The sequence below is a fragment of the Mycobacterium sp. 852002-51613_SCH5001154 genome (assembly GCF_001667425.1).
In the GTDB taxonomy this organism is placed as follows: domain Bacteria; phylum Actinomycetota; class Actinomycetes; order Mycobacteriales; family Mycobacteriaceae; genus Mycobacterium.
Window position 1 is genome coordinate 146,243 of record NZ_LZII01000056.1, and the last position, 25,226, is coordinate 171,468.

At 66.9% G+C, this 25,226-nt stretch carries 20 protein-coding genes and 1 tRNA gene; 6 read left to right on the forward strand and 15 right to left on the reverse strand.

Annotated features, from left to right (window positions below):
• Nucleotides 1–97 precede the first annotated feature (97 nt).
• Nucleotides 98–2,644 carry an excinuclease ABC subunit UvrA gene (locus tag A5750_RS16070; RefSeq protein ID WP_067264118.1) on the reverse strand — a complete coding sequence of 849 codons (2,547 nt, stop codon included), beginning with the start codon at nt 2,642–2,644 and terminating at the stop codon, nt 98–100.
• Nucleotides 2,645–2,823: 179 nt separating this feature from the next.
• A tRNA-Ile gene (locus tag A5750_RS16075) sits at nt 2,824–2,897 on the reverse strand.
• Nucleotides 2,898–3,101: 204 nt separating this feature from the next.
• Here A5750_RS16075 and A5750_RS16080 point away from each other — a divergent pair.
• Nucleotides 3,102–5,711 (forward strand): cation-transporting P-type ATPase, encoded by a 2,610-nt coding sequence (locus tag A5750_RS16080; RefSeq protein ID WP_067264120.1) that lies wholly within the window; start codon nt 3,102–3,104, stop codon nt 5,709–5,711.
• Nucleotides 5,712–5,834: 123 nt separating this feature from the next.
• On the opposite strand, the gene A5750_RS16085 is transcribed toward A5750_RS16080, so the two are convergent.
• The 5 genes from A5750_RS16085 to A5750_RS16105 form a co-directional block, all read right to left on the reverse strand.
• Nucleotides 5,835–6,230 (reverse strand): DUF732 domain-containing protein, encoded by a 396-nt coding sequence (locus A5750_RS16085; protein ID WP_197505438.1) that lies wholly within the window; start codon nt 6,228–6,230, stop codon nt 5,835–5,837.
• A 297-nt stretch (nt 6,231–6,527) separates the two neighbouring features.
• Nucleotides 6,528–6,950 (reverse strand): hypothetical protein, encoded by a 423-nt coding sequence (locus A5750_RS16090; RefSeq protein WP_066949172.1) that lies wholly within the window; start codon nt 6,948–6,950, stop codon nt 6,528–6,530.
• A gap of 393 nt (nt 6,951–7,343) precedes the next feature.
• Nucleotides 7,344–8,210 carry a carboxymuconolactone decarboxylase family protein gene (locus A5750_RS16095; protein WP_067264122.1) on the reverse strand — a complete coding sequence of 289 codons (867 nt, stop codon included), beginning with the start codon at nt 8,208–8,210 and terminating at the stop codon, nt 7,344–7,346.
• A gap of 40 nt (nt 8,211–8,250) precedes the next feature.
• The gene (locus A5750_RS16100; RefSeq protein WP_066949178.1) at nt 8,251–9,624 is read right to left on the reverse strand and encodes a TldD/PmbA family protein; all 1,374 of its coding nucleotides are present in this window, start codon (nt 9,622–9,624) and stop codon (nt 8,251–8,253) included.
• Complete coding sequence (locus A5750_RS16105) at nt 9,621–11,138, reverse strand: TldD/PmbA family protein (protein ID WP_067264172.1); 1,518 nt, start codon at nt 11,136–11,138, stop codon at nt 9,621–9,623. Before A5750_RS16105 ends, A5750_RS16100 begins: the two co-directional genes overlap by 4 nt.
• Before the next feature lie 74 nt (nt 11,139–11,212).
• On the opposite strand from A5750_RS16105, the gene A5750_RS16110 reads away from it, so the two are divergent.
• The 3 genes from A5750_RS16110 to A5750_RS16120 all read left to right on the forward strand — a co-directional run bounded on the left by A5750_RS16110 (nt 11,213) and on the right by A5750_RS16120 (nt 14,286).
• Nucleotides 11,213–12,082, forward strand: coding sequence for a carbohydrate ABC transporter permease (locus A5750_RS16110; RefSeq protein ID WP_156659292.1), 870 nt, complete (start codon nt 11,213–11,215; stop codon nt 12,080–12,082).
• Nucleotides 12,069–12,884, forward strand: coding sequence for a carbohydrate ABC transporter permease (locus A5750_RS16115; RefSeq protein ID WP_067264125.1), 816 nt, complete (start codon nt 12,069–12,071; stop codon nt 12,882–12,884). Before A5750_RS16110 ends, A5750_RS16115 begins: the two co-directional genes overlap by 14 nt.
• Before the next feature lie 79 nt (nt 12,885–12,963).
• On the forward strand, nt 12,964–14,286 hold the full coding sequence (locus A5750_RS16120) for a sugar ABC transporter substrate-binding protein (RefSeq protein WP_067264128.1): 1,323 nt from the start codon (nt 12,964–12,966) through the stop codon (nt 14,284–14,286).
• On the opposite strand, the gene A5750_RS16125 is transcribed toward A5750_RS16120, so the two are convergent.
• Genes A5750_RS16125 through ddaH form a run of 4 tightly spaced genes read right to left on the reverse strand, consistent with a single transcriptional unit; the run spans nt 14,283 to nt 18,707 of the window.
• The gene (locus A5750_RS16125) at nt 14,283–15,161 is read right to left on the reverse strand and encodes a universal stress protein (RefSeq protein ID WP_067264131.1); all 879 of its coding nucleotides are present in this window, start codon (nt 15,159–15,161) and stop codon (nt 14,283–14,285) included. The genes A5750_RS16120 and A5750_RS16125 overlap by 4 nt on opposite strands.
• Nucleotides 15,158–16,603, reverse strand: a complete 1,446-nt coding sequence (locus A5750_RS16130; RefSeq protein ID WP_156659286.1) for an amino acid permease — start codon at nt 16,601–16,603, stop codon at nt 15,158–15,160. Before A5750_RS16130 ends, A5750_RS16125 begins: the two co-directional genes overlap by 4 nt.
• A gap of 26 nt (nt 16,604–16,629) precedes the next feature.
• Entirely contained in the window at nt 16,630–17,865 is a 1,236-nt protein-coding gene (rocD, locus tag A5750_RS16135; RefSeq protein WP_067264134.1) for an ornithine--oxo-acid transaminase, read from the reverse strand.
• On the reverse strand, nt 17,862–18,707 hold the full coding sequence (gene ddaH / locus A5750_RS16140) for a dimethylargininase (RefSeq protein WP_066949200.1): 846 nt from the start codon (nt 18,705–18,707) through the stop codon (nt 17,862–17,864). Before ddaH ends, rocD begins: the two co-directional genes overlap by 4 nt.
• Nucleotides 18,708–18,818: 111 nt before the next feature.
• Between ddaH and A5750_RS16145 the strand changes: the two genes are divergently transcribed.
• Entirely contained in the window at nt 18,819–19,265 is a 447-nt protein-coding gene (locus tag A5750_RS16145; RefSeq protein ID WP_066949203.1) for an Lrp/AsnC family transcriptional regulator, read from the forward strand.
• A gap of 111 nt (nt 19,266–19,376) precedes the next feature.
• Here A5750_RS16145 and A5750_RS16150 read toward each other — a convergent pair whose 3' ends face one another.
• From A5750_RS16150 to A5750_RS16165, 4 genes are read right to left on the reverse strand one after another with little or no spacing between them, the layout of a single operon-like run.
• Nucleotides 19,377–21,188, reverse strand: a complete 1,812-nt coding sequence (locus A5750_RS16150) for a sulfatase-like hydrolase/transferase (protein WP_156664344.1) — start codon at nt 21,186–21,188, stop codon at nt 19,377–19,379.
• Nucleotides 21,181–21,642: an SRPBCC family protein gene (locus A5750_RS16155; RefSeq protein ID WP_066949209.1), complete on the reverse strand. Its 462-nt coding sequence runs from the start codon at nt 21,640–21,642 to the stop codon at nt 21,181–21,183. Before A5750_RS16155 ends, A5750_RS16150 begins: the two co-directional genes overlap by 8 nt.
• 21 nt (nt 21,643–21,663) lie before the next feature.
• Nucleotides 21,664–22,515 (reverse strand): CbiQ family ECF transporter T component, encoded by an 852-nt coding sequence (locus A5750_RS16160; protein ID WP_067264140.1) that lies wholly within the window; start codon nt 22,513–22,515, stop codon nt 21,664–21,666.
• Nucleotides 22,512–24,482, reverse strand: a complete 1,971-nt coding sequence (locus A5750_RS16165; RefSeq protein WP_156659290.1) for an ABC transporter ATP-binding protein — start codon at nt 24,480–24,482, stop codon at nt 22,512–22,514. The genes A5750_RS16160 and A5750_RS16165 overlap by 4 nt, the downstream gene beginning before the upstream one ends.
• A gap of 194 nt (nt 24,483–24,676) precedes the next feature.
• Between A5750_RS16165 and A5750_RS16170 the strand changes: the two genes are divergently transcribed.
• Nucleotides 24,677–25,150 carry a MarR family winged helix-turn-helix transcriptional regulator gene (locus A5750_RS16170; RefSeq protein WP_066949219.1) on the forward strand — a complete coding sequence of 158 codons (474 nt, stop codon included), beginning with the start codon at nt 24,677–24,679 and terminating at the stop codon, nt 25,148–25,150.
• The last annotated feature ends 76 nt before the right edge of the window (nt 25,151–25,226 follow it).

Sequence of the window (25,226 nt, forward strand, 5' to 3'; positions counted from 1 at the left end):
CAAAGCAACTCAGATACCTGAGCAGGTCTGGTGGATGGCGCAGCTGGGCGCACGTCCGACGAAGAGCGCCGAGTGGTTCATCAACAACACAACTTGTTCATCGAGGAGCGGACGGCGCCAACCGCTTTGCGAGATACGGCGCCGTGCGGCTGTGTTTCGCATGTGCCACCTTCCTGGGCGGGCCGGCCGCAACGACCCGACCGCCGTCGCTGCCTGCTCCCGGTCCCAGGTCGATCACCCAGTCGGCGCCGGCAACCATCCGCATGTCGTGTTCGGCCACCACTACGGTATTGCCCGCGTCGACCAGGCGATGCAATTGACCATCCAGCACATCCACGTCGGCGGGATGCAGCCCGGTCGTCGGCTCGTCGAGGACGTAGAGGGTGTGTCCTCGCCGAGGCCGCTGCAGTTCGGAGGCGAGCTTGATCCGCTGCGCCTCACCGCCGGACAGCTCGGTCGCGGGCTGTCCGAGGCGGAGATATCCCAGTCCGACCTCTCGCAACGTGTTCAGACTCCGCGCCGCCTTCGTGACGTCGGCAAGAAAGTGTGAGGCCTCGTCGACGGTCATCGCGAGCACGTCTGCGATCGTGCGGTCGCGATATCGCACCTCGAGTGTCTCGTCGGAGTAACGCGCTCCCTGACACGCGGGGCATGTAGCGTATGTCCCTGGCAGAAACAGCAATTCGACCGAGACGAACCCCTCCCCCTGACAGGTGGGGCAACGACCTTCGGACACGTTGAACGAAAACCTGCCCGCCGTCCAACCGCGGCGACGGGCCTTCGGAGTCGCGGCGAATTCGTGGCGCACGGCGTCGAACATGCCGGTGTAGGTCGCCAGTGTGGAGCGCGGAGTGCGTCCGATCGGGCGCTGGTCGACGGATACCAACCGATTGATCTCCTCGACACCATCTACCGTCACGCCGACGCTCGCATCGCGATCGAGATCGACGACTTCGGTGTCGGTTTCGTCGTCATCGGATGCGGCCGGCTCGGCTGCGCGTCCGGTGCCGAGGTGGCTGTTCACGACGTCGCCGAGGACCTTGACGACGAGCGTCGACTTGCCTGAGCCGGACACTCCGGTGACCGCGGTGTACACGCCAAGTGGCAGGTCAACGTCGAGGTCTCGCAGATTGTGGAAGCAGATCCCGCGCAGCCGCAGCTGCCCGGACTGCGTGCGAGGTTGACGAGGCGTCGTGCTGGCCCTTTCGAAGAGGTACTTGCGAGTCACTGATTCCTCGATGTCGGCCAGACCGGGCACCGGCCCGCTGTAGAGCACATCCCCGCCAAGCTCCCCCGCCCCGGGTCCGACGTCGACGATCCAATCTGCACGGCGTACCACATCCATGTCGTGCTCGACCACGAATAACGAATTGCCCGCGCGCCGTAGGCGATCGAGCACGTCGAGTAGCGGTTCGGCGTCCGCAGGGTGCAGTCCGGCCGACGGCTCGTCGAGCACGTAAAGCACGCCGAACAAGCCGGCGCGCAATTGGGTGGCCAACCGCAACCGCTGCAATTCGCCGGGTGACACAGTCGGAGTGCGGCGACTAAGCGTCAGATACCCGAGGCCGAGGTCGATGAGTACCTGCAGGCGCGCGACCAGGTCGGCGGCGATCATCGTCGCCACTTCCGTCAACTCCCCGGATTCCGTGGACTCGTACGCCGCCGCGGCATCGGTCCGAGAAGCCGTTGGGCGCAACGTGTTGGCAAGGTCGGCCAACGGCATCCCCGCGTAGTCGGCGATGGTGCGCCCCGCGAATGTCACCTTCAGCGCTTCCGGTCGTAGCCCGGAACCGCCGCATACCGGGCATTCGACGGTGTCGACGAATTGCAGCACGCGGCGGCGCATCATCGCGCTGTGCGAGTTGGCCAGCGTGTGGCGGACGTGTCGTTCGGCACTGGAGAACGTCCCGTTGTAGTAGTAATCGGCCTGCACGGGGTGCTGACGCGGATCGATTTCGACTGTTGGCTGCTCATCGGTGAACAGGATCCAATCGCGTTGGCGTTTGGGAAGTTTCCGCCATGGCTTGTCGATGTCGTACCCCAGCGTGACCAGGATGTCGCGTAGGTTTTGGCCCTGCCACGCGCCCGGCCACGCGGCGACGGCACCCTCGCGGATGCTCAGCGAAGGGTCCGGCACCAGTGTCTCCTCGGTCACCCGATGGATTCGTCCCAGCCCGTGGCATTCGGGGCATGCCCCAACCGCGGTGTTCGGGGAGAATGCGTCGGAGTCGAGTCGTTCCGTGGCCCCAGACGGATAGGTTCCGGCGCGCGAGAACAGCATCCGGAGCAGGTTCGACAGAGTGGTGACCGTGCCGACCGTCGACCGCGACGTCGAAGAACCGCGCCGCTGCTGCAATGCGACAGCGGGCGGCAGACCGGTGATGTCATCTACCTTTGGCGCGCCGGCTGGCAGGAGCAGGCGACGCGCGTATGGGGCGACCGACTCGAAGTAGCGGCGCTGGGCCTCGGCATAGATGGTCCCGAAGGCCAACGACGATTTGCCGGATCCGGAGATCCCGGTGAACGCGACCAGCGCGTCGCGGGGCGCTGCGACGTCGACACCCCGCAGATTGTGGACCCGCGTCCCGTAAACGCGCACACAAGAGTCGATGTCGTCCGTGCGCCGGTCGGACATTGCTGTCATGGTGCTCAGACGAGTACCCGCGCTGCGGGACGCGGAAAACTCATGAGAAGCAGCTGACGCCTGGTCGGTGCCGTCTTTTCAGCCGCGTTCAGTTGCGGCGGCCGCAGGACCGTCGCCCCACCGCCGAACTGTGGCGGGTAAACACCCGGTGGGGCTGTTTGCGGTGGGGCTGTTCAAGGTGGGGCGGGCGGGGCTCGAACCCGCGACCAACGGATTATGAGTCCGCGGCTCTAACCAACTGAGCTACCGCCCCTAGCGATGTTCCGTAGGAAACGGTAGCCGAACGCCAACATCAATGTCCGTCGGGCGGGATCCCGGGCAGATCAGGTCTTCGGCCATTCGGCCGCGCCGGTTATAGCATTTCGTCGGTTGCTGGCGACGAATCGTGAGGGCCCCCGCAAGAGCGCTTGCCATCGCCGCCGAGAGATCACCGTCGCGCTCAGCGGAGAGGAGAGTCATGGCCGACGTCAGGACGCTCGGCCTGACGACCGCCGAGGCGACCGAGCGGCGCGCGCAGGGCGGTGCCAACAAGCTCCCCGCGGCGAGGCGGCCGTCGATCGCTCGCCGGCTGCTCGCGGAGCTGACGCACTTTTTCGCCCTGCTGCTCTGGGCGGCCGCAGTGCTCGCCTTCCTGGCCAAGCTGCCCCAACTCAGCGTCGCCATCATCGCGGTAATCGTGCTGAACGGGGTCTTCTCCTTGATCCAACAAGCGCGGGCAGACCGGGCCGCCGACCGGCTCCAAGAGATGTTGCCGACGCGCGTCACAGTCTTGCGTGACGGTGCTCGGCGGGTGATCGAGGCCGAGGACGTAGTCGTAGGCGATGTGCTGCTACTCGAAAGCGGCGACCGCGTTCCCGCCGACGCCGTGGTGCTCAGCCAGAACCGGTTGCTCGTCGACTCCTCCATGCTCACCGGCGAGAGCGAGGCCGGCGCAGTCGCAGCAAGCGAGCCCCTGTTCGCGGGCACTTTTGTGGTGGAAGGAGATTCGCGCGCCCTGGTCACTGCGATCGGCCAACAGACCCGCCTGGCCGGCATCACCCGGCTGACAACCTCGACCAGGAAACCGGACACGCCACTGACCCGCGGTTTGCGTGGTGTCGTCCGCCTCATCGCAGCGATCGCAATCGGTGTGGGTGTGCTGTTCCTGCTCGTCTCTGTGCTCGTGGGCAACCCGATCCAGCAGGCCTTCGTGTTCGCGATCGGGGTCACGGTCGCCCTGGTCCCGGAGGCGCTGCTGCCCACCGTGACGTTGTCTCTCGCCTGGGGCTCGGAGCAGATGGCGAAGCGGCAGATCCTGGTCCGCAACCTCGAGGCCGTCGAGACGCTCGGGTCCACGACGTTCATCTGCACCGACAAGACGGGAACGCTCACTCGCAACCAGATGACGGTGGTCGAAGCCTGGTCGCCGGCCGGCTCGTTGGCCATCGACGGCGCCGGCTACGGGCCCACAGCGCGACTCACGTGGTCCTCACCAATCGCAGAGGAGTCCATTCGCCGGCTCGCCCTGGCCGGGGAACGCTGCTCCACTGGATACGCCGAAGAAGTCGACGGGCAGTGGCGGGCCCACGGCGACCCGATGGAGGCTGCCCTCGATACCTTCGCCCGACGACTGGGCATCGACACCGTCGAGGACCGTCGCACCGCCCACGCTGAGCTGCGGTTCCCCTTCGACCCCCGGCTGCGCCGCATGGCTGTCGCGCTGGCCGACGAGATCGTCGTAAAGGGGGCGCCGGACGCCGTGCTCCCGCTCTGCGGTGACGACCCGGCGGCGCACCAAGCCGTGGACACCCTTACCGCCCGGGGGCTCCGAGTACTCGCCGTCGCCGCGGGCCCGAGGAACGGCCGTACACCCCGGGACCAGCAGGAATGCGAACAGGGGTTGCGCATGCTCGGCTTGGTGGCGCTCGAGGATCCGCCGCGTGAAGACATCTCCACATCCCTCGACGCGTGCCGCAAGGCGGGGGTCAAGGTGGCGATGGTGACCGGTGATCATCCCGCCACCGCCACGGCCATCGGCAACGAGGTGCGGCTACGATCCGCCGACTCTGCGGTGCTGTTAGGAGCGGATTTACCGGAGGACGACCAGCATCTCGCCGCTGTCCTCGACCACGACGGGGTGGTAATCGCTCGGGTGTCTCCCGAGGACAAACTCCGCATCGCCCGTGCCCTTCGCTCCCGGGGCCACGTGGTCGCGATGACCGGCGACGGAGTCAACGACGCTCCGGCACTGCACGAGTCGGACATCGGTGTGGCGATGGGCCGCTCCGGCACCGACGTCGCACGCGAGGCTGCCGACCTGGTTCTGCTCGACGACTCCTTCGCCGGCATTGTGGCCGGCATCGAGCAAGGGCGCGCCACCTTCGTCAACATCCGCCGGTTCCTGACGTACCACCTGACCGACAACGTTGCCGAGCTGGCACCTTTCCTCGTCTGGGCGCTTTCGGGCGGCCTGTTCCCTCTCGCGCTCGGTGTTCTGCAGATCATTGCGCTCGACATCGGCACCGACACCCTGTCGGCGGTCGCACTCGGCGCCGAGCCGCCCGCGAAGCACCTGCTCGAGGGCCCCCCGGTTCACGGCCGGCTCATGAACCGCACGGTGCTACGCCGGGCCTTCGGGGTGCTGGGGCCGCTCGAGGCCGTCGTCTCGCTCACCGCCTTCGTGGTGTCCCTGATAGCGCTCGGCTGGCGTCCCGCAAACCCGTTCCCGACCGGGCACAACCTGGCAGCGGCATCCGGCGCGGCATTCATCACCGTCGTATTCGCCCAGACCGCCAACGTCTTCGCGTGCAGGTCCTCCTCGCGCTGGCCGGGAGCGTTGGGTTGGGTCACCAACCGGCTCCTGGTGCCCGCGGCGTTCATCGGGCTGGCCTTTTCCCTTGTCGAACTGTGGGTGCCACCCATCGCACGGTTGCTCGGTCAATGGAATCCACCCCTGTGGGGCTGGGCCGTCGCCCTGGCCGCGGTGCCGCTCCTGTTTGGCGTCGACGCGCTGGACAAGTACCGGCGGGCGCATCGCCGACCAGCGTCCTCGAAATCACGCGCAGTACGGGTTGAGGCGCATCCCTGACCTTCGTGCAGTTTCACTGCATAGCGAACGCAAAGAGCCAAAGCCCTTTCGGCGCTTCAACATTCCTTACGCACAGGCCAGCTCACGCCCGCGAAGTACGCCGCCGGGGGCGGCATCGGGGCGTCACACGGGCGCGGGCTGCCCGGGCACTTGCCGCGCGGCCTCGTCCTTCATCTTGGGAATCACGTCCGGTGCATAGACATAGACCGCCGACTCAACTTCCCACTCGGCCTGGGCTTGGCTCATCGGCGTGGTCCTGGTGATCATGTTGATCAGCTCCTGACCCTCTCCGAACGGGTTTGGGTTGGACCGGATCTGAGACGCGAACCACCGTCCCTCGGCGGCCTCGCTGCAATCATTGAAATCCGCGTTGTGAACCATCTTGTTCTGCGCCAGCAGCTTGATGTACTGATCGTCGGCGGGGCTCATGTTGCACGACGCCGAGGCATGCGGCGCTGTGAGCACGGCACCACCGAACATTGCGGCTCCCACAACGCCGGCGGCCCCCACCGCCAGCATCTGCGCGCGCGATCGTGTAGTCGTCACTTCTCCAGACCCCCTCATCGTGGAAATTTGCTGATTTTCCTTTCGCGCTAACGCTCTAGTACCACCGTCGACGAGCGTCGCAAACGACCGGTTCGTCAAACAATGAATGAACAGTGGTTAGCCAAAATCGTTGCGATTCAGAAGCTTCCGACCGCCAAGTGACCCGCAGGCGATCGACGGCCGCCGCCGACGGGCAATCACGCGCTTCGCTTTGATCGCCGATGCCGGCGGTGCCGGTGCCTTACTTGAGTTAGCTGGCGAGCCGAGTCGTTACGCCGTCGGCCAGTCTGCGTGCGCGGCCTGATCCTTGATCTTGGGGATCACGTCCGGCGCGTAGACGTAGATCGCCGACTCGACCTCCCACTCGGCCTGGGCCTGGTTCATCGACGTCGTGTTCGTGATCATGTTGACCAGCTCCTGGGCCTCTCCGAACGGATTCGGATGGTTGCGGACCTGGTCGGCGAACCACCGTCCCTCGGCGGCCTCGGTGCAATCGCTGAAGTCGGCGTTGTGGACCATCTTGTTCTGCGCGAGCAGCTGGATGTACTGGTCGTCTTTCGGACTCAATTGGCAAGACGCCGAGGCTTGCGGCGCCGACAGCACCGCGCCACCGAGCATCGAGGCCCCCAGCGCGACGCCTGCAACCCAGACCGATGACCCGCGCATGCGCGGGCGCGAACGGGTGGTTGTCATCTCCGGTCCTCCCTCTGCGTGGGAAGCGAAGTTGCTCTCCGACGCAAGCCAAGCCTTGTGTGATAACTGCTAACCGACAGCGATCCGGGCAACGGCTAACAGTCACGCGGTCTATGGTCGTAAACTCAGGCGGCGCTGCCATCTGAGATCACCGGCACATATGAGTTCACATATGAGTTTTGGTGTCGCGACATAAATTTAGCCAGTACCTGCGGCCTGAGCGGCGAACTTTAGTTTGCGTGACCGTGTACGGATGGTTAACATTCGCTACTTCGCCCCGGGCCTCGGGCCGTCGTCCGATCCACGCCCGCTGAGGCCTCCTAGGCAGGGTCGAAAGCCTCTTGACCATTGGCTAATCGCCCCGCACCGGGGCCGCTTCGGCCGCCGAACGGCTCAGTTGAAGACGGTCTTGCCGTCGGCTCCGAGCAGGTATCGCTCGGTACCCTGCTCCACCCTGGGGGCGTCGGCGCCCAAAGCGACGGCAACTTTGTTGCTTGCATTCCGCATGATGTCAAAGGTGAGCTCGACGGCCTCGGCGTCGGAGAACCGGGGGCGCACCTCGGCGACATCGTCGGCGGCGAGGTGCGCAGGGGCCCAAATTAACGCATCGGCGTAGCGCAGGGCCGCTTTCGCGCGGTCATCGAGCAGCGCCGACGACTCGAAGCGATCGATCTCGTCGTAGAGCGTCTCCGAACCGCCGGCATCGAGTGCCGTGCCCTCGCGCAGCGACTTGCACAACCGGCAATTGTGCTGAGCCGCCCCGCGCAGCCGGACCAGCTCGGAGGTGACCGGGTCCAGCGCACGCATCCGGGCCACCGCGGGCAAGAAGTCGTTGAACACCGGCCCCTGCGGGTCGGTGGTGCTGTCCCACTCGATGGTGCCGTCGACCCAGCCCAAGTACCCCGATCCGACTCCGAGCGCTTCCAGCCCGGCCCGCACCCGCGGCACGAAGTCGGCGATATACATCAGGACCACTACGCCAAATGCTTTATCGCCCAGGTGCTTGATCAACCGGGACCGCTGCCCTTCGGTGATCGCGGAGACGTCGGCGCTGAACTGCTCGGCGAACTCGGTGGCGACGGCTTCGGCCTCCGACTCGGGCGCGACGACATCGACGGGACTGGGCAGTGGCGGTAGCGACAGCGTCTGGGCGCACGTCCGCCGAATTAGGGCCGCAATGCGCGCGTCCGCCGGCGAGCCCGGAGCCAGGGCCACCAACCGGGAGAGCTGATCTTCTTGGACCGAAACCGGAGCCACCATTCGTCACACGCTAGAACGCGGCCGGCCCGGCGGCAATCGCCTATTGCGCCTGGCTCACCGAAGACATATAGAAGTCCGGTATCCGCAGGGACGGCATGGCAGCGCGGGTGGCCCAGTCCGCCCACTCCCGGGGCAGGGTCTTCTCGCTCGCCCCGGCCTCGGTGACCCGCCGCAGCAGGTCCAGCGGACTTTCGTTGAACCGGAAGTTGTTGACGGCGGCGGTCACCTCGCCATCTTCAATGAGGTAGACGCCGTCGCGAGTCAGCCCGGTGAGCAACAGCGTGGTGGGGTCGACCTCGCGGATGTACCACAGCGTGGTCAGCAGCAGGCCGCGTTCGGTGGCCGCGATCATGTCGGCAAGCTCGGCCGATCCGCCGGTCATCACCAGGTTGTCGGCGGCCACCGCGACGTGGGCATCGTATTTGGCCGCGGTCGCGCGCGGGTACGCCAGCGCGTTGATCACCCCGTTGCGGATCCAGTCCACTTGACCGATCTCCATGCCGTTGTCGAAGACCGACGCCGTCTCCGACGAGCTGCTCACCGCGACGAACGGCGTGCACGCCAGCCCCGGCGCCATCGGATCGGAGAACAGCGTCAGAGGCAGTTCGGTGAGCCGCTCCCCCACCCGCGTCCCACCGCCCGGCGCCGAGAAGGCAGTGCGGCCTTCCTGTGCGCCCCGGCCGGCCATCGACCAGGCCAGGTAAAGCATCATGTCGGCCACCGTGGACGGCGGCATGATCGTCTCGTAGCGCCCCGCGGGAAGTTCCACGCGGCGCTCGGCCCAGCCGAGCCGCATCGACAGCTCCTCGAGCAGCGAATCCATTGGCACGTCGACGAAGTCGGGCGTGCCGATACCGGCCCATGCGCTTGCGTCGCCGCGCTTGCCGTTGATCTCCACCGCCCCGGCGGGTTGGGTGTAGCGGCGGCGCACTCCGGTCGACGATGCCAGGAACGTCGTCGAAACGCTGTGGTGCGCAAAGCCATACAACCGATCGGCGCCACGGAACCCACGACTCAAGGAGTCGGCGACATCGGCGAACACCAACGGCCCGGTTCCGGGCACCGGCGCGTCCCAATCGACCGGCGCCCCGGTATCGGTCAACAGCGGCGCGGCGTCACCGGCCTCGGGCGCCGAGCGGGCCGCCTCCTGGGACGCCGCCACCAGTTCGGGGATCACCCGCGGATCCACCTCGGCGGAAACCATCGTGCCGACCCGTGCGCTGGACCCTGCGCGGACGACGGAGATCACCGTGATGCTGCGGTTGACCGAAACACCGTTGGTGGTCATCGAATTGCCCGCCCAGCGCAACGTTGCCTCGACTTTGTCGGTGACGAGCACCATGGTCTCGCTGGCACCGCCGAGCTTGGCGGCCTCCTCCAACACAAGGTTGACGACATGCTGCGGGGTGATCATCGGCCGCCCTCGGTCCGGGTGTTGAGCACGTTGACGCCGCGGAACAAGGCCGACGGGCAGCCGTGGCTGACCGGGGCGATCTGGCCGGGCTGCGCCTTGCCGCAGTTGAACGCGCCGCCCAACCGCCAGGTCGACGGGCCGCCCACGGCCTCCATGGAATTCCAGAAATCGGTCGTGGTGGCCTGGTAGGCGACGTCTCGCAATTGACCATCCAGCCGACCGTCGCGGATGCGGAAGAACCGCTGGCCGGTGAACTGAAAGTTGTAGCGCTGCATGTCGATTGACCATGACTTGTCGCCGATGATGTAGATGCCGTCCTCGACGCGGCCGATCAGGTCGGCGGTGCTGACGTCCTCGCGCGCCGGCTGCAGCGACACGTTGGCCATCCGCTGAATCGGCACGTGATGCGGCGAGTCGGCATACGAGCACCCGTTGGACCGCGGCTGCCCGAGACGCGGAGCGAACACCCGGTCGAGCTGATAGCCGACGAACACCCCGTCGCGCACCAGATCCCAGCTTTGCGCCGCCACCCCCTCGTCGTCGTAACCGATGGTGGCCAACCCGTGCTGGACGGTGCGGTCGGCGGTCACGTTCATCACCGGGGAGCCGTACCGCATGGTGCCGAGCTTGTCCGGCGTGGCGAAAGACGTTCCCGCGTAAGCGGCCTCATAGCCGATGGCCCGGTCGTATTCTGTTGCGTGCCCGATGGATTCGTGAATGGTCAACCACAGGTTGGTGGGATCGATCACCAGGTCCTTGCGCCCCGCCGTCACGCTGGGCGCCTTGACCTTTTCGGCGAGCAGCGACGGCAACTGCGCCAGCTCGTCGGTCCAGTTCCACACCTCGTCGCCGGCGAGCACTTCCCAGCCGCGCCCCGTCGGCGGGGCCAGCGTGCGCATCGAGTCGAAGCTGCCCGCCTCCGCGTCGACGGTCACCGCCTCCAGCGACGGCTGCACCCGCACCCGCTGTTGGGTGATCGACGATCCGAAGGTATCGGCGTAGAACGTCTGCTCCTTGACGGCGGTGAGAACGGCCGACACGTGATCGACGCCGTCGGCACTGAGCAGCCGGCCGGAGTATTCCTCCAGCACACCGATCTTGTCGCTCGCCGGGACGCTGAACGGGTCGATCCGGTAATCGGAAACCCAGGTGGCGTCGGCGTACACCGGCTCGGGCGCCAACTCGACGTGCTCGCTGTTCAGCGTCGCCAGGGTGGTGGCCACCTGCACGGCGCGACGCGCCGTCTCGGCCGCGACCGAGGGCGCGAGCTCGGCGTGCGAGGCGAATCCCCACGTGCCATCGACGATCACCCGCACCGCCAGACCGACCTCGCGGTTGACGACCGCCGTCTCGAGCTCGCCGTCACGCAGCTGGATGATCTCGGTGACGATGCGGTGAACCCGCAGGTCGGCATAGCTGGCGCCGGCCGCGCCGGCCGCCGAAAGCGCAGCCTCGGCCAACTGGTGGCGGGGCAGGTTCAGGAAGTCGGCATCGATCCCCCGGTTCGGTGTCACGGATCCACCGTAACGGCCGTTCACCCCAAACCCCGGCCCCGCCCGCTTTAATTACCTCCATGGCCAGCGGCGCCCTGAGGACACAGCCTCGTTCCACCGCGCTGGGCTATGCCCTGCTGGCGCCCAGCTTGTTCGGCGTCGTGGCCTTCTTGCTGTTGCCCATCCTCGTGGTGATTTGGCTGAGCCTCTACCGCTGGGACCTGCTGGGCCCGCTGCACTATGTGGGCGTGGCCAACTGGCGGTCGGTGTTGACGGATCGCAACTTCGCCAACTCGCTGATCGTCACGGCTCTCTTCGTGGCGATCGTGGTGCCGGCGCAGACGGTGCTGGGCCTGCTGGCCGCGTCCATGCTGGCCCGCCAGCTTCCCGGCACCGGCCTGTTCCGCACCCTCTACGTGCTGCCCTGGATCTGCGCGCCGCTGGCGATCGCCGTGCTGTGGCGCTGGATTTTGGCCCCGACCGACGGGGCCGTGAGCACCCTGCTGGGACACAGCATCGAATGGCTTTCGGACCCCAGCTTTGCCCTGCCGCTCGTGTCGGCCGTCGTCGTGTGGACCAACGTCGGCTACGTCTCCCTGTCGTTCCTGGCGGGCCTGCTGGCGATCCCCGACGACATTCACGCCGCCGCGCGCACCGACGGCGCCACCGCTTGGCAACGGTTCTGGCGCATCACCCTGCCCATGCTGCGGCCGACCACGTTCTTCGTGTTGGTGACCGGAATTGTCAGCACGGCACAGGTTTTCGACATGGTCTACGCGTTGACCGGCGGCGGACCGGGGGGCAGCACCGATCTGGTAGCCCACCGCATCTACGCCGAGGCTTTTGGCGCGGCGGCCATCGGGCGGGCGTCGGTGATGGCGGTGGTGCTGTTCGTCATCTTGATCGGCGCCACGATGGTGCAGCACCTCTACTTCCGGCGGCGGATCAGCTATGACCTCACTTAGCCGGCTCGCCATTTACGGCGGGCTCATCCTCGGTGCGCTGATCACGTTGGTCCCCTTTCTCCTTGGTTTGTTGACCTCGTTCACCTCGGCGCACCAGTTCGCCACCGGTACGCCGCTGCAGCTGCCACGACCATTCACTCTGTCCAACTACGCCGACCTCGGTGGAGCCGGATTCGGCCGCGCGGCGGCGGTGACCGCGTTGATGACCGCGGTGATCCTGGTGGGCCAGTTGACCTTTTCGGTATTGGCCGCATACGCGTTCGCCCGCTTGCAGTTTCCGGGGCGCGACGCTCTGTTCTGGGTCTACATCGCGACGTTGATGGTGCCGGGGACGGTCACGGTGGTGCCGCTGTATCTGATGATGGCCCAGCTCGGCCTGCGTAACACGTTCTGGGCGCTGGTGCTGCCCTTCATGTTCGGCTCGCCGTACACGATCTTCCTGTTGCGGGAGCACTTTCGGATCATCCCGAACGACTTGGTCAACGCCGCCCACCTGGACGGAGCCAACACCTTGGACGTGATCGTGCACGTGGTGATTCCGTCCAGCCGACCGGTGTTGGCCGCCTTGACGCTGATCACGGTTGTCTCGCAGTGGAATAACTTCATGTGGCCCTTGGTGATCACCAGTGGCCACAAGTGGCGGGTGCTTACGGTGGCGACGGCCGATCTGCAGTCGCGGTTCAACTCGCAGTGGACGTTGGTCATGGCGGCGACGACGGTCGCGATCGTCCCGCTGATCGCGCTGTTCGTCGTCTTCCAGCGTCACATCGTCGCATCGATCGTCGTCTCGGGGCTCAAGTGAGCCGTTCGCGCGCCGAGATTGCCGTAACGGCTGCGATTCCGGGCGATCCACGACCACCACGGCAATCTCGGTGCGCGACATGAGCCGGCCCCGCTTTTCGACGCTGATGGCCGGGGCGCTCGCGCTGGTCGCAGTGCTGTTGGGTGCGACCGCGGTACTGCTGGACTACTCCGGCCAGCCCCCCGGCGGCAAAATCGTCGTGACGGTGCGGGTCTGGGCCGAGCAGATCGCCGCGGCCTATCGGCAGTCGTTCGAGGCGTTCAATCGCGCGCATCCCGATATCGCGGTGCACACCAGCGTGGTCGCGTATTCGACGTACTTCGACACGCTTCGCACCGATATCGCCGGCGGCAGTGCCGACGATATCTTCTGGCTGTCCAACGCCTATCTGGCCGCCTACGCCGACAGTGGTCGGCTGATGAAGATCGACAGGGCCGCCCCGGCGTGGGATTCGGCGGTCGTCGGCCAGTTCACCCGTGGAGACACGCTGTGGGGGGTGCCGCAGCTGACCGATGCCGGGATCGCGCTGTATTACAACGCAGACCTGCTCGCCGCGGCCGGCGTCGACCCCGCCCAGCTGAACGGGTTGCGGTGGGGCGCCGCTGACGAGGACACGCTGCGGCCTATGCTCACCCGGCTCACCGTGGACGCCGACGGACGTCCCGGAAACACGGCGGGTTTCGACGCCGGACGGGTCCGGCAGTGGGGCTACAACGCCGCCAACGACCCGCAGGGTATCTACCTCAACTACATCGGCTCGGCCGGCGGTGTTTTCCAGCGCGGCGACACGTTCGCGTTCGACAATCCCGGTGCCGTGCAAGCCTTCCGCTATCTGGTCGGCCTGATCAATGACGACCACGTCGCGCCGCCGGCGTCCGACACCAACGACAACGGCGACTTCTCCCGCAACCAGTTCCTGGCCGGCAGGATGGCGCTGTTCCAGTCCGGCACCTACAACTTGGCGCCGGTGGCCCGCGATGCCCGCTTCCGCTGGGGGGTGGCGATGATGCCGGTGGGCCCGGTCGGACGGGTGAGCGTCACGAACGGCATTGCGGCGGCGGGCAATGCCGCGACGAAACATCCCGACGCGGTGCGTCAGGTCCTGGCCTGGATGGGCAGCAAGGAGGGCAACGAGTTCCTGGGTCGCGAGGGCGCGGCCATCCCGGCGGTCCTGTCGGCTCAGCCGGTCTACTTCCATTACTGGTCCACCAGGGGCGTCGACGTCACACCCTTCTTCGCCGTGCTCAACGGCCCGCGCATCGCGGCTCCCGGCGGCGCCGGCTTCGCCGCCGGCAACGATGCCCTGCGGCCCTATTTCGACGAGATGTTCTTGGGCCGCGGCGATGTCGCGGCAACCCTGAAGCGGGCGCAGGCGGCCGCGAACGCCGCGGCGCAGCATTAGCCCGGCAGCACCAGCACCGGCACGGGGCTTTCCCGGATGATCTTCGCGCTGCGGGAACCGAGGAAGACCCGCCGGATGTCGCCGCGCGGCCGGGTGCCCAATGCCAGGATCTCGCCCTCCTGCCAATCCGCCTCCGCCAGCGCATCTTTCCAACTGCGGCCGGTAACCACCTGCAGCGCAACATCTTCGCTGACGATCCCGCTCGTCTTCAGCTCCTCGAGGATGCCACGCGCTTGCGACGCCCAGGCCTGCAATACCTGATCCTCGACCTCGAGCCCGACCTCCGGCGGATACATCGTCTTGCCACGGACCGCAAACGTGATCACCCGCATCGGCACGCCGAATCGCTGACCGAACTCGAAGCAGCGTCTCACCACGTCGATCGCATCGGGGGTGGCCGAGTAGGCACAGGTGAGGCGGGTCAACTTGCCTTGGTGTGCACGGTAATTGCGGGGGCTGATGGCCACCGGAACGGGCGACGCATGCAGCAGCCAGTCGGCGGTGGAGCCGATCAGCACTTGGCCGTGCCCGCCGCTGGGCAACGAACCCAGCACCAGCACGTCGGCGTCAATCTCGTGGATGACCTCGAGGAGTCCCCCCGACACGGAGCCGTGCGCGCGGTGCAGGTACGTGACCTCGATTCCGTCGGCCACCGTGTTCAGGACGCCGCCGGCCTCCTTCGCCGACTCGTCGGCCATGGCATCGGCCCACAGCTCGTATTCGGCGTCGACGCGGGCGAGCGACGGCGTCAGCCACGGTTTGGGCACAATCGTCACCACGGTGAGCGAGGTTCCGCGGGTGCGCGCGATGCGCACGCCCAGGTGCAAACCCGAGAGTCCCACCTTGCCGGCACGGTAACCGACGACGACGGTCACAGCGCGTCCCGCTCGAGCGCTTCGCTGTTGAGCGCGCTGTGATGGCGGCCCCACACGAAGTAGAAGGCTAATGCGAGCGCGACCCAGCCGCTGAACGCGATCCAGGTGTACCAGTGCAAACTGGCGAGGATGTAACCGCACGCCAGCACCGAAAGGACGGGCGTGACGGGATAACCGGGAACCTTGAAGCCGCGCGGCAAGTCGGGCTCGCGCACCCGCAAGATGATCACTCCGGCGGATACGACGACGAACGCGGTGAGCGTCCCGATGGACACCATGTCCGCCAACTTTTCCAGCGGTATGAAGGCGGCCAGCGCAGAGGCTGCGATGGCCACGATCACCGTGTTGCCCACCGGCGTCATGGTGTTCGTGTTCACGCGCGCGAAGCGCGTTGGCAGCAGCCCGTCGCGTCCCATCGCGAACAGGATGCGGGTCTGCCCGTACATGCTGACCAGGGTGACGGAGAAGATCGAGATGACGGCGCCCGCGGCCAGAATCGTGCTGGCCCAACTGCCGCGGGTGACCTTGTCGAGGATGGTGGCCAGGCCGGCCTCCTGCTGCCCGGCGAAGTCCTGCCACGGCTGGGTGCCCAGTGCGGCGAGCGCGACGAACACGTAGACGCTCGTGACCGTCACCAGCGCCGCAATCAGCGCGCGCGGCATGGTCTTCTGCGGGTTCTTCACCTCGTCACCGGCGGTGGACACGGCGTCGAGGCCGATATAAGAGAAGAAGATGGTGCCGGCGGCCGAGCCGATGCCCGCAGCGCCGAATGGCGCGAAATTGCGGAGATGGCTCGCATCGAAGGCGGTGAACGCGACGATCGCGAAGATGACCAGAACTCCCAGCTTGATCAGCACCATGATCGTGTTGACCCTGGCTGATTCGCTGGCGCCGCGGATGAGCAGCAGCGCGCACATCCCGATCAAGATGATCGCCGGGAGATTCAGCCAGCCGGGCCGCGCATCCCACGGCGCGGCCGACAAGACATGCGGCAATTGGAAACCGAAGACATTGCTGAGCAGCTTGTTGAGGTAACCGCTCCAGTTCACCGCGACCGCGGCGGTCGACACCCCGTATTCGAGCAGCAGGCAGGCCGCCACCCCCATCGCGACGACCTCGCCCAGAGTGGTGTACGCATACGAATAGGAAGATCCGGAAACGGGTACGGCGGAGGCCAATTCGGCGTAGCAGATGGCCGCCAGCCCGGCCGCGAGCCCGGCGATGAGGAACGAGAGAATCACTCCGGGGCCGGCTTCCGGCACGGCTTGAGACATGACGAAGAAGATGCCCGTCCCGACCGTCGAGCCGACCCCGAACATGGTCAACTGGAAGGTGCCGATGGTTCGCTTGAGGTGGTCCGCGGCCCCGTACGCGACGGGCGTGCCGACAACCGGGCGGCGCCGCAGCATCTGCTCTTTCAAGCTGATCGACGTGGGTGGCAATGGCCCCTCCTTGCTCGATCAGCTGATTATGGGCCAGCCTCCCGCAACGCCATAGCGAACTGCTCAATCGCCCAGTCGATCTCCTGCTCGCCGATCACCAGCGGTGGCGCGAATCGCAACGTCGACCCGTGGGTGTCCTTCACCAACACACCACGGTCGGCCAGCCGAAGACTCAGCTGCTTGCCAGTCCCGAGCGCGGGGTCGACGTCGACGCCGGCCCACAGTCCCAGGCCGCGCACCGCCAGCACGCCGTGACCCACCAGTTCGCGCAGGCGCGCGTGCAGGTGCGCGCCCAACTGCGCCGCGCGGGCTTGGAACTCTCCGCGACCCAGCATGGAAACCACGGTGGTGCCGACGGCGGCCGCCAGCGGGTTGCCGCCGAAGGTGGACCCGTGTTCGCCGGGATGCAACACGCCCAGGACCTCGTCGTCGGCGACCACCGCCGACAGGGGAACGACGCCGCCGCCCAGCGCCTTGCCGAGCAGGTAGACATCCGGCGCCACGCCCCAGTGATCGCACGCGAAGGTGTGCCCCGTGCGCGCCAGGCCGGACTGAATCTCGTCGGCGATCATCAGCACGTCGTGCTCGCTGCACAAGGCGCGCACGGTAGGCAGGTAGTCGTCGGGCGGAACGACGATGCCAGCCTCGCCCTGGATCGGCTCGAGCAGGACCGCGACGGTGTCGTCGTCGATCGCGCGGGCCAGAGCGGCGGCGTCCCCGAAGGGCACGGAGCGGAATCCCGGGGTGAACGGTCCGAATCCGTCCCGGGCCACGGGATCCGAGGAGAAGCTGACGATGCTGATCGTGCGGCCGTGGAAGTTGTTGTCCGCCACGATGATATTGGCGCGGCCGTCGGGCACACCCTTGACCTCGGCACCCCACTTGCGGGCGACTTTGAGACCGCTCTCCACGGCTTCGGCGCCCGAGTTCATCGGCAACACCAGGTCTTTGCCGCACAGCTGGGCAAGGGCGGCGCAGAACGGGCCGAGCGTATCGGAATGGAACGCGCGGCTCACCAACGTGACGGCGTCGAGCTGGGCATGGGCCGCCGCGGTGATCTCGGGGTTGCGGTGGCCGAAGTTGACCGCCGAATAGGCGGCCAGGCAATCCAGATAACGCCGGCCCTCGACGTCGGTGATCCACGCACCCTCCGCGCTGGCCGCCACCACGGGCAGCGGCGAATAGTTATGCGCCGCATAGCGTTCGACCAGGCCGATCGCCGCCTCGGTTTGGGTCGAAGTCCGGGCGTCGAGGATCGTCACGGAAACACCTCCAATGTGCAGCACTTGACCGAACCGCCGCCCTTGAGGAGCTCGGACAGGTCGACGCCGACCGGCTCGAAACCGGCCGCACGCAGTTGCGCGGCGAAACCCGTTGCCGCGGCGGGGAGGACGACGTGCAGGCCGTCGGAGACGACATTGAGGCCGAGCACGAACGCGTCGGCGCTTCCGACCACGATCGCGTCGGGAAACAGCGCCTGCAGCTGGTCCTGTGCGGCCGCGCTGAACGCCGGCGGGTAGAACGCGATGGTGCGGTCGTCGAGAACCGCCAGCGCGGTGTCGAGGTGATAGAAGCGCGGATCCACCAGCTCGAGCGAGACGACCGGCACCCGCAGCGCCGCGGAGATTTCTGGGTGCGCGCGCCGGTCGGTGCGAAAGCCGTAACCCGCCAACACGGTTTCCCCGACCATCAGCAAGTCGCCCTGCCCCTCGTTGATATGACGGGTGGACACCGGCCGGTACCCGAGTGAGGACATCCATTCGGCATAGGCGCGTGATTCGCCCGTCCGCTCGGCGAATCGAAACCGCGCGACGATCGCGACGTCGCGCGCGATGAATCCGCCGTTGGCGGCGTACACCATGTCCGGGAGCCCGGGCACGGGCTCGATCACTTCCACCCGGTGCCCCAGCCGTAGGTAGCTCGTGCGCAGGGCGTCCCATTGGGCCTTCGCGACGCCGACGTCGACGGGCGTGGCGATGTCCATCCAGGGGTTGATCGCGTACTCCACCGCGAAAAACTCCGGCGGCGTCATCGCGTACCGGCGGGCCCGCGGCGTGCGCACGAGCTTGGCAGTCGCGGGTGCCGCCACGTACGAATCCGTCATAGATCAACGGTATTTGCGCCTCCTAAAACAAGCAAACGACGTTTCTTGCGCGTCTATAGTCGATCTATTGCGCCATTGCGCGTGTAACGGCGATTTATTAAGGAGTCACGGATGGACCGCCTGGATGAGACGGACGAGCGCATCCTGGCCGAGCTGACCAGAAACGCCCGGGCCACCTTTGCGGAAATCGGCCAGACGGTGAACCTCTCGGCGCCGGCGGTCAAGCGCCGCGTCGATCGGATGCTCGATGACGGTGTGATCAGGGGCTTCACGACGGTTGTCGACCCTAGCTCGCTCGGCTGGAAGACAGAGGCCTACGTGCAGGTGTTCTGCCACGGCACCATCGAGCCCGAGCGACTGCGGGCGGCGTGGGTGGACATGCCCGAGGTGGTCAGCGCGGCGACGGTCACCGGCACGTCGGATGCGATCCTGCATGTGCTGGCCCGCGACATGCGTCATCTGGAGGCGGCGCTCGAACGCATCCGCTCGAGCGCGGACATCGAACGCAGCGAAAGCATCGTCGTGCTGTCGAATCTCATCGACCGGATGCGGACTTAGCGGCATTGCGCTTCCGACCATATGGCGACTTTCATATGTGCTATCACAGGCGATATCGAATTCGCCGACCATGTAATGCCCCCAGGATGGGGCTCTTGTGGCACACGTGATTCAGCGATCGAACACGGCCGCCACCAGGCGCCTCAGCCTCGACGGCCCCGCCGTCGGCGGTCGGCGAGATGCATAGGGCCACGGACGGTTTCGCTCCGGGACGGAACTGGCCCTGGCCTGCTTGAGCTCGGTCCGCAGGTGTTGACGCACGCCGTGCAGATCCGGATCGGGCCAACGGTTGATCGCTTCGATCGGGTCCGCGGTGAGGTCGTATAGCTCCCACTGATCGTCGAGCGGGGACGTCCGGTAAGCCTCTCCCCCGAGCCCGTTGGCCGCCAAGTGCCGCACTCCTGGTTCCGTCCAGGTGCTCGGGTCGTCGAAAGTGCGCACCAGCTTCCAGAGATGGCCTGCGCCACCGGTGGCCGTCGCCTCGTCGACGCGGACCACCAGCCCCTCGAAGTTGGAGGCGGTGTAGGCGGGGACCCGGATGCGCAGCGGCGCAGGCGGATCGACGGTCCGTTTCAGGCGGCGAGCCAATCCCGAAGCGCCGCTGTCCCCTTCGAGCATGTTGTCGCGGGTTATCAGGTAGACGGCGCGGGTCTCGTCGGCCGGGGCACCATCCACGATGGGCATGAGGTTCCGGCCGGGCAGCTGATGCACTTCCGAGAACGACTGGGCCAGTGTGGCGGTCGCCGCCGCGACATCGACGCCCGCCGCCGCCAGCAGCGTGGGGACCAGGTCGACGTGTGAGGTGGGTGCGGTGACCAGCCGTGGCCGCGTCGAGTGCGCACCGATGCGGGCGACGACGAATGGGACGCGGGTGGCCTCGTCGTAGAGGTTGAACCATTTCTGGTGCAGACCGCCGTGGGCGCCCAGCAGGTCGCCGTGATCGGCCGTGCGCACCAAAACGGCGTTGCGCGAGCCGCATTCGGTGACGGCACGCCTGACGCGGTCGATCGGTCCGTCCACCTCGGCGTGCAGCCGGTAATACAGGTCGCGGTAGCGCTGCGCGTTGCGCCCATAGGTGCGCTCGATCGCGGGCGCGGGGCCGTAGCCGGAGTAGTAGGCCTCGCGAAAGGCGATCTGCGCCGCCGGTTTCGTGGACAGGTCTTCGTCCGCGGTGGGCGCGGCGGGCACCGCGGGCGGGTCGAGTGGCGACGGCTTGACCGGGCTCCGCCGCGACCAGGTCGGGAACAGCACGATGTCGTGGGGATTGACGAAGCTGGCGACCAGTAGGAACGGGCGCAGCGCGGCGGGGTCGCCGGCGCGGCGGCGGGCGTAGCGGTCGGTGAGCCATGCGACCACCCGATCGGCGATCAGGGGGTCGCGGCGGATACCGGCATCGGCCAGTGCCGCCCCGTGCGGCTCCGGGCCGACCCATCCCGAGAATCCGAACGGCCCCAACGGATCCGCCTCCAGGTAGCGCCGCACCGCGGCGGCGTCGACGACACCGTTCTCATCGTTGGTCGCCAGCGGCCCACCGGTCCTCGGGTCGGTGAGGTCGGCGTGCGAGATGTGCCACTTGCCGTCGTAGTGAGTGTCGTAGCCGGCGGCCCGCAGCCAATTGCCCAGCGTGGGCACTTCAGCCTGGCGTAGCCAGCGCATGCGCGAATCGCCGGCGGTCTTTCCGATGCCGTCGGTCTGGGTGACGCCGTGCAAGTCGGGATAGTGTCCGGTGAAAATGGTTGGGCGGCTTGGCACGCAGGCCAGCGAGCCGGTGTAGTGCCGAGCGAAGCTGACGCCGTGGTCGTCGAACCACTTGCGCCCGGTCAGCCTCCGGTCGCGCCAGGCGAGCACGTCGGGAGCCTCGTACGGCGGCACCGCGCGTTCCTCGTCCGCCATGATGACGATGACGTCGGGGCGATCAGACACCAGCATGCTCCAATCGATTCGCAAGCCCGGCGAGCATTGATTCGGACTGTCGCGCGAGGACGCGGCACAGGGCCAGTTCGGCCAGCTTTTGCATTGCGTGCGGACCGATTTCGACGGTGCTGGTGAGGGTCACCGCCGTCGCGGCGGCCGAATCGGCGGTGGCGGGTGCCAGCGTCCAGCGGTTGGACACCCTGCGCAGGCGCCTGGGCAGGCCTTCGATGTCGTAGCCGAGGGCGCGGGGCGGGTCGAACTCGGTGATGCGCTCGACGAGTGCGTCGCGGTTGACCTGCACCCGCCGGGCGGTCCCGACGGGAGCTCCGTCCGGTCCGGAAAACAAGATGCACGAGTGGTCGACATTGCCGGCCCACGAACTGATCGCCGCGAAGTCCGCGAGCGTCTCCCAGACGTCACCGATGCGAGCCGCGATCGTGCGAGTCCGGTGGATGTCGGCCACGCGCTCACGCTACGCGAATGATCATCGAGTCAGATGGAATATCGTCTCGATCGCCACCGCGGCACCGCTGATCGCCAGGGTGACCGCGAGCGTCGCCCAATCACCCAATCTCGGCCGCGCCGGATCGGCGGAGAGTTGACCGATGCCGCCGCGAGCGGTGATCGCGTCGCCCATCTCGTCGGCACGCCGCAGGGTCACCACGATGGCGGCGGCAACCAAGTCGATCGAGTTGCCCGTCGTCTGGCGAACCCGAGCCTTGCGACCCTGCGGCATGTGGTTGGGCCGCAATCGACGAGCGGCGTAGAGCACCTGGAATTCCTCGATCAACAACGGGAAGGCGCGTAGCGCCAGGGCCAGGGCCACCGCCCACTCGTCGACCGGAATCCGCAGCCATTTGAACGGGCGGCCCAAAATGGCCAGCGCCGGGGCGATTTCGGCGACGTTGGTGGTCCAGGACACCATGGCCCCCAGCCCGAGCAGAACGATCGACAGCGCGGTGATCCGCAGGAAGTTCAACGCTCCGCCGAGCCAGATGTTGACGCCGTGAATCGAGATCACGGGGCTACCGCCGGCCAACGCCGCGGTCACAAAACCCAATGCCAGGAGGACCCATAGCCACCGCGGAATCGACGGAACCGCACCCCGGGGGATATGTGCGATCCAGATCGCCGCCACCACGAGCACGGCCACCGCCCCGATGGTCACCCAGCCCGGATAGAGGGTCAGCAACACCGAAACACCGAATACCACCAGCAGTTTGGTGCCGGCCCACAAGTTGTGAATGGCCGACCTTCCGGGCACCGGAACCAGCAGCACCACCGGACGAGAACTGCGCTGTTTTCTCCCCGATGCGGAGGATGAGGTTGTGGTCACGCCACACCCCCGGCCGCGGCGGTGGCCGACAGAGACTGCAGCGCGCCATTCTGCAGATGCAGGACCCTTGGGCACACCTCTTCCAAACCCACGAAGTCGTGCGAGATAACCACCACGGTGAGGCCTCGGTGACGGCGCAGATCGGCCAGCAGGCGCAGCAGGCCCCGCTGGCTACCGATGTCCAACCCGGCTAACGGCTCGTCGAGGATCAACACGCGTGGCGAGCACGCCAGCAGTCCGGCCAGCACCACCCGCCGCATCTCGCCACCGCTGAGCTGGTCGATGCGGCGATTGCCCATGGCGGGCTCCAGACCGACCGCGCGCAGAGCAGCGGCCACGCGGTTCACGTCACGCTCCGAAAACCCGGCCACGGAAGCGATTTCCAGGCCAACGTGGCTGCGCATCAATTGCAGCCTCGACGTCTGAAACGACAACCCCACCGCGCCGACGTGCTCACGGATGGGTTGACCGTCAAGCAGACAGGCACCGCTGGTGGGAACGGTCAGCCCGGCCATGATCCACGCCAGCGTCGACTTGCCCGACCCATTGCCGCCGTGGATCAAAATCCCGTCGCCCTGTTCGACTACGAAGCTGATCCCGCGCAGCGCGGTTTTCTGCCAGGGCGTGCCACTGTTGTATTCGTGTCGGACGTCGACGATTTCGAGTACCGGCTTGCTGAAACCCCGCTTGACTGCGATGGCCGGCGCCGGGGGCGGAGCCGTCTCGACCATGCCGGCGTTGCCGGGGGAATCGCTGAGGTTGATGGTCCGGTCCGCCGACGCGGCCTCGTTGTCGAAATGCGTGATGTGCACCAGCGCAGTCCGATGCCGTTGGGGAAGGCCTGACAGCACGTTCAACAGGACGTTACGGCCCTGTTGATCGACCATGCTGGTGAACTCGTCAGCGATCAATAGCGCCGGCTCCCGGGCGAGCGCCGCGGCCAGGGCCAAGCGCTGCAGTTCCCCACCGGACAGGCTGCCGGTATCACGCTCGGCAAAACCCTCGAGACCTACTTCGCGGAGCAAGTGGTCGACATCGACCTCGGTGCCCGGCGGCAACCCCCAGACCACATCGTCGGCGACCCGGGTTCCCAAGACCTGGCTCTTCGGGTGCTGCAGAACAAGCGCCGTGCCGCCCAACATGCCCAACCCCACCGCGCCCGGGCGCTGCACGGTACCCGACGTCGGTTGCCGACCGGCCAAAATCAGGGTCAACGTCGTCTTTCCGGAACCGTTGGCGCCGATGACGGCAACGTGTTCTCCGACTTGGAGTTCCAGGCTGATTTCGCGCAGGGCGTCTTGCTTCGCGTGCGGGTAGCGGAACCGCACCTTCTCCAACCGCACCGGCACCGGCCCGATCGTGGCGCCGGGCGACTCGTCAGGGGCGTCGAGTTTGTGCACGTCCGGAACGTTGCCCATCCGTTCGAGCAGGCGCGAAAGCGCCCACCACCCGATCAACGACGAGAACATCACCCCGTAGGTGACATAGCCGAGCATCAGCCACGGCCAGTAATGCAGCCCGAATTCGAAGCACCGCTTCACGTCGGCGCCGAGCCATTGCAGGTCCACCCGTTTGAGGAATGCGACAACACCATCCACGTTGGCCGTCATCACCTGAAAAATCAGATGCCGCAGCCGATTCAGCACCATCAACATGCCGACCGTTGCGGTGGCGACGGCGAGCCCGACGACGAGGGACGAGGCGAGCACCGTCGGGGTGCCCCTGCCCCTGCGTTTCACGAATCCGGTCAACCCGCCGATGTATGCGCAGTTGACGACGGTGAGGAAACTGCCCAGCCCGGAGATGAGGAAGGCGATCATTCCGGCAGCAAAGGTGGCGGCGAGCAGCACTCGCAGCCGGTAACGGTAGGCCAGCAGCCCCATCGGCACCGTGCCCAGCAGCGCCAGTCCCTGGGCGAACGGAATTACTCCGGCGATGATCGCGATGACCGCGCAGAGCGCCCCCATAACCGATGCCTGTGCCAATTCGGCCGGTTGTAACGGTCCACCCCGACGGCGCGAACGGACGGGGCGACGGGCATTCACTTCACTGATTGTGCCAGGGCGCGGCGCCAAGTCGCTTCATCACACTGAGTAACTTCCGACCCGGTTCGGCCGGCCGCCATTCGTCTCACTTAGCAAAGCTATGGAACTATGGAGACATGGACAGAGTTGTCGAGACCGCAAACATCGAGGCCCAACAGCTGGGCGCGGATTTGCTCGCCGTAGTGGCGCGGCTCAACCGGCTGGCCACCCAGCGGATCCAGATGCCCCTGCCTGCGGCGCAGGCCAGGCTGCTTGCCACGATCGAAGCGCATGGAGAGGCCCGGATCGGCGACCTCGCCGCAGTCGATCACTGCTCGCAACCGACCATGACCACGCAGGTGCGCAGGCTCGAGGACGCCGGCCTGGTCACCCGAACCGTGGACCCGGGCGACGCCCGCGCGGTCCGGATCCGCATCACCCCCCAGGGGAAGCGCACGCTCAACGCCGTTCGCGCCGACCGTGCCGCCGCGATCGAACCGCAACTGGCATTGCTCGAGCCGGTGGACCGCCAGGTGCTGACGGACGCGGTCAAGGTATTGCGCCGGCTGCTCGACAATGCATCGGTGGCGGGCCGGCGCCACACCCTGTGATCGCAGGACCCCGGTGGATGGACGGTGGCCGGCGGGTAGACACTAAGTCGAGCTGACCGGCGTGACGAAAGGTGGC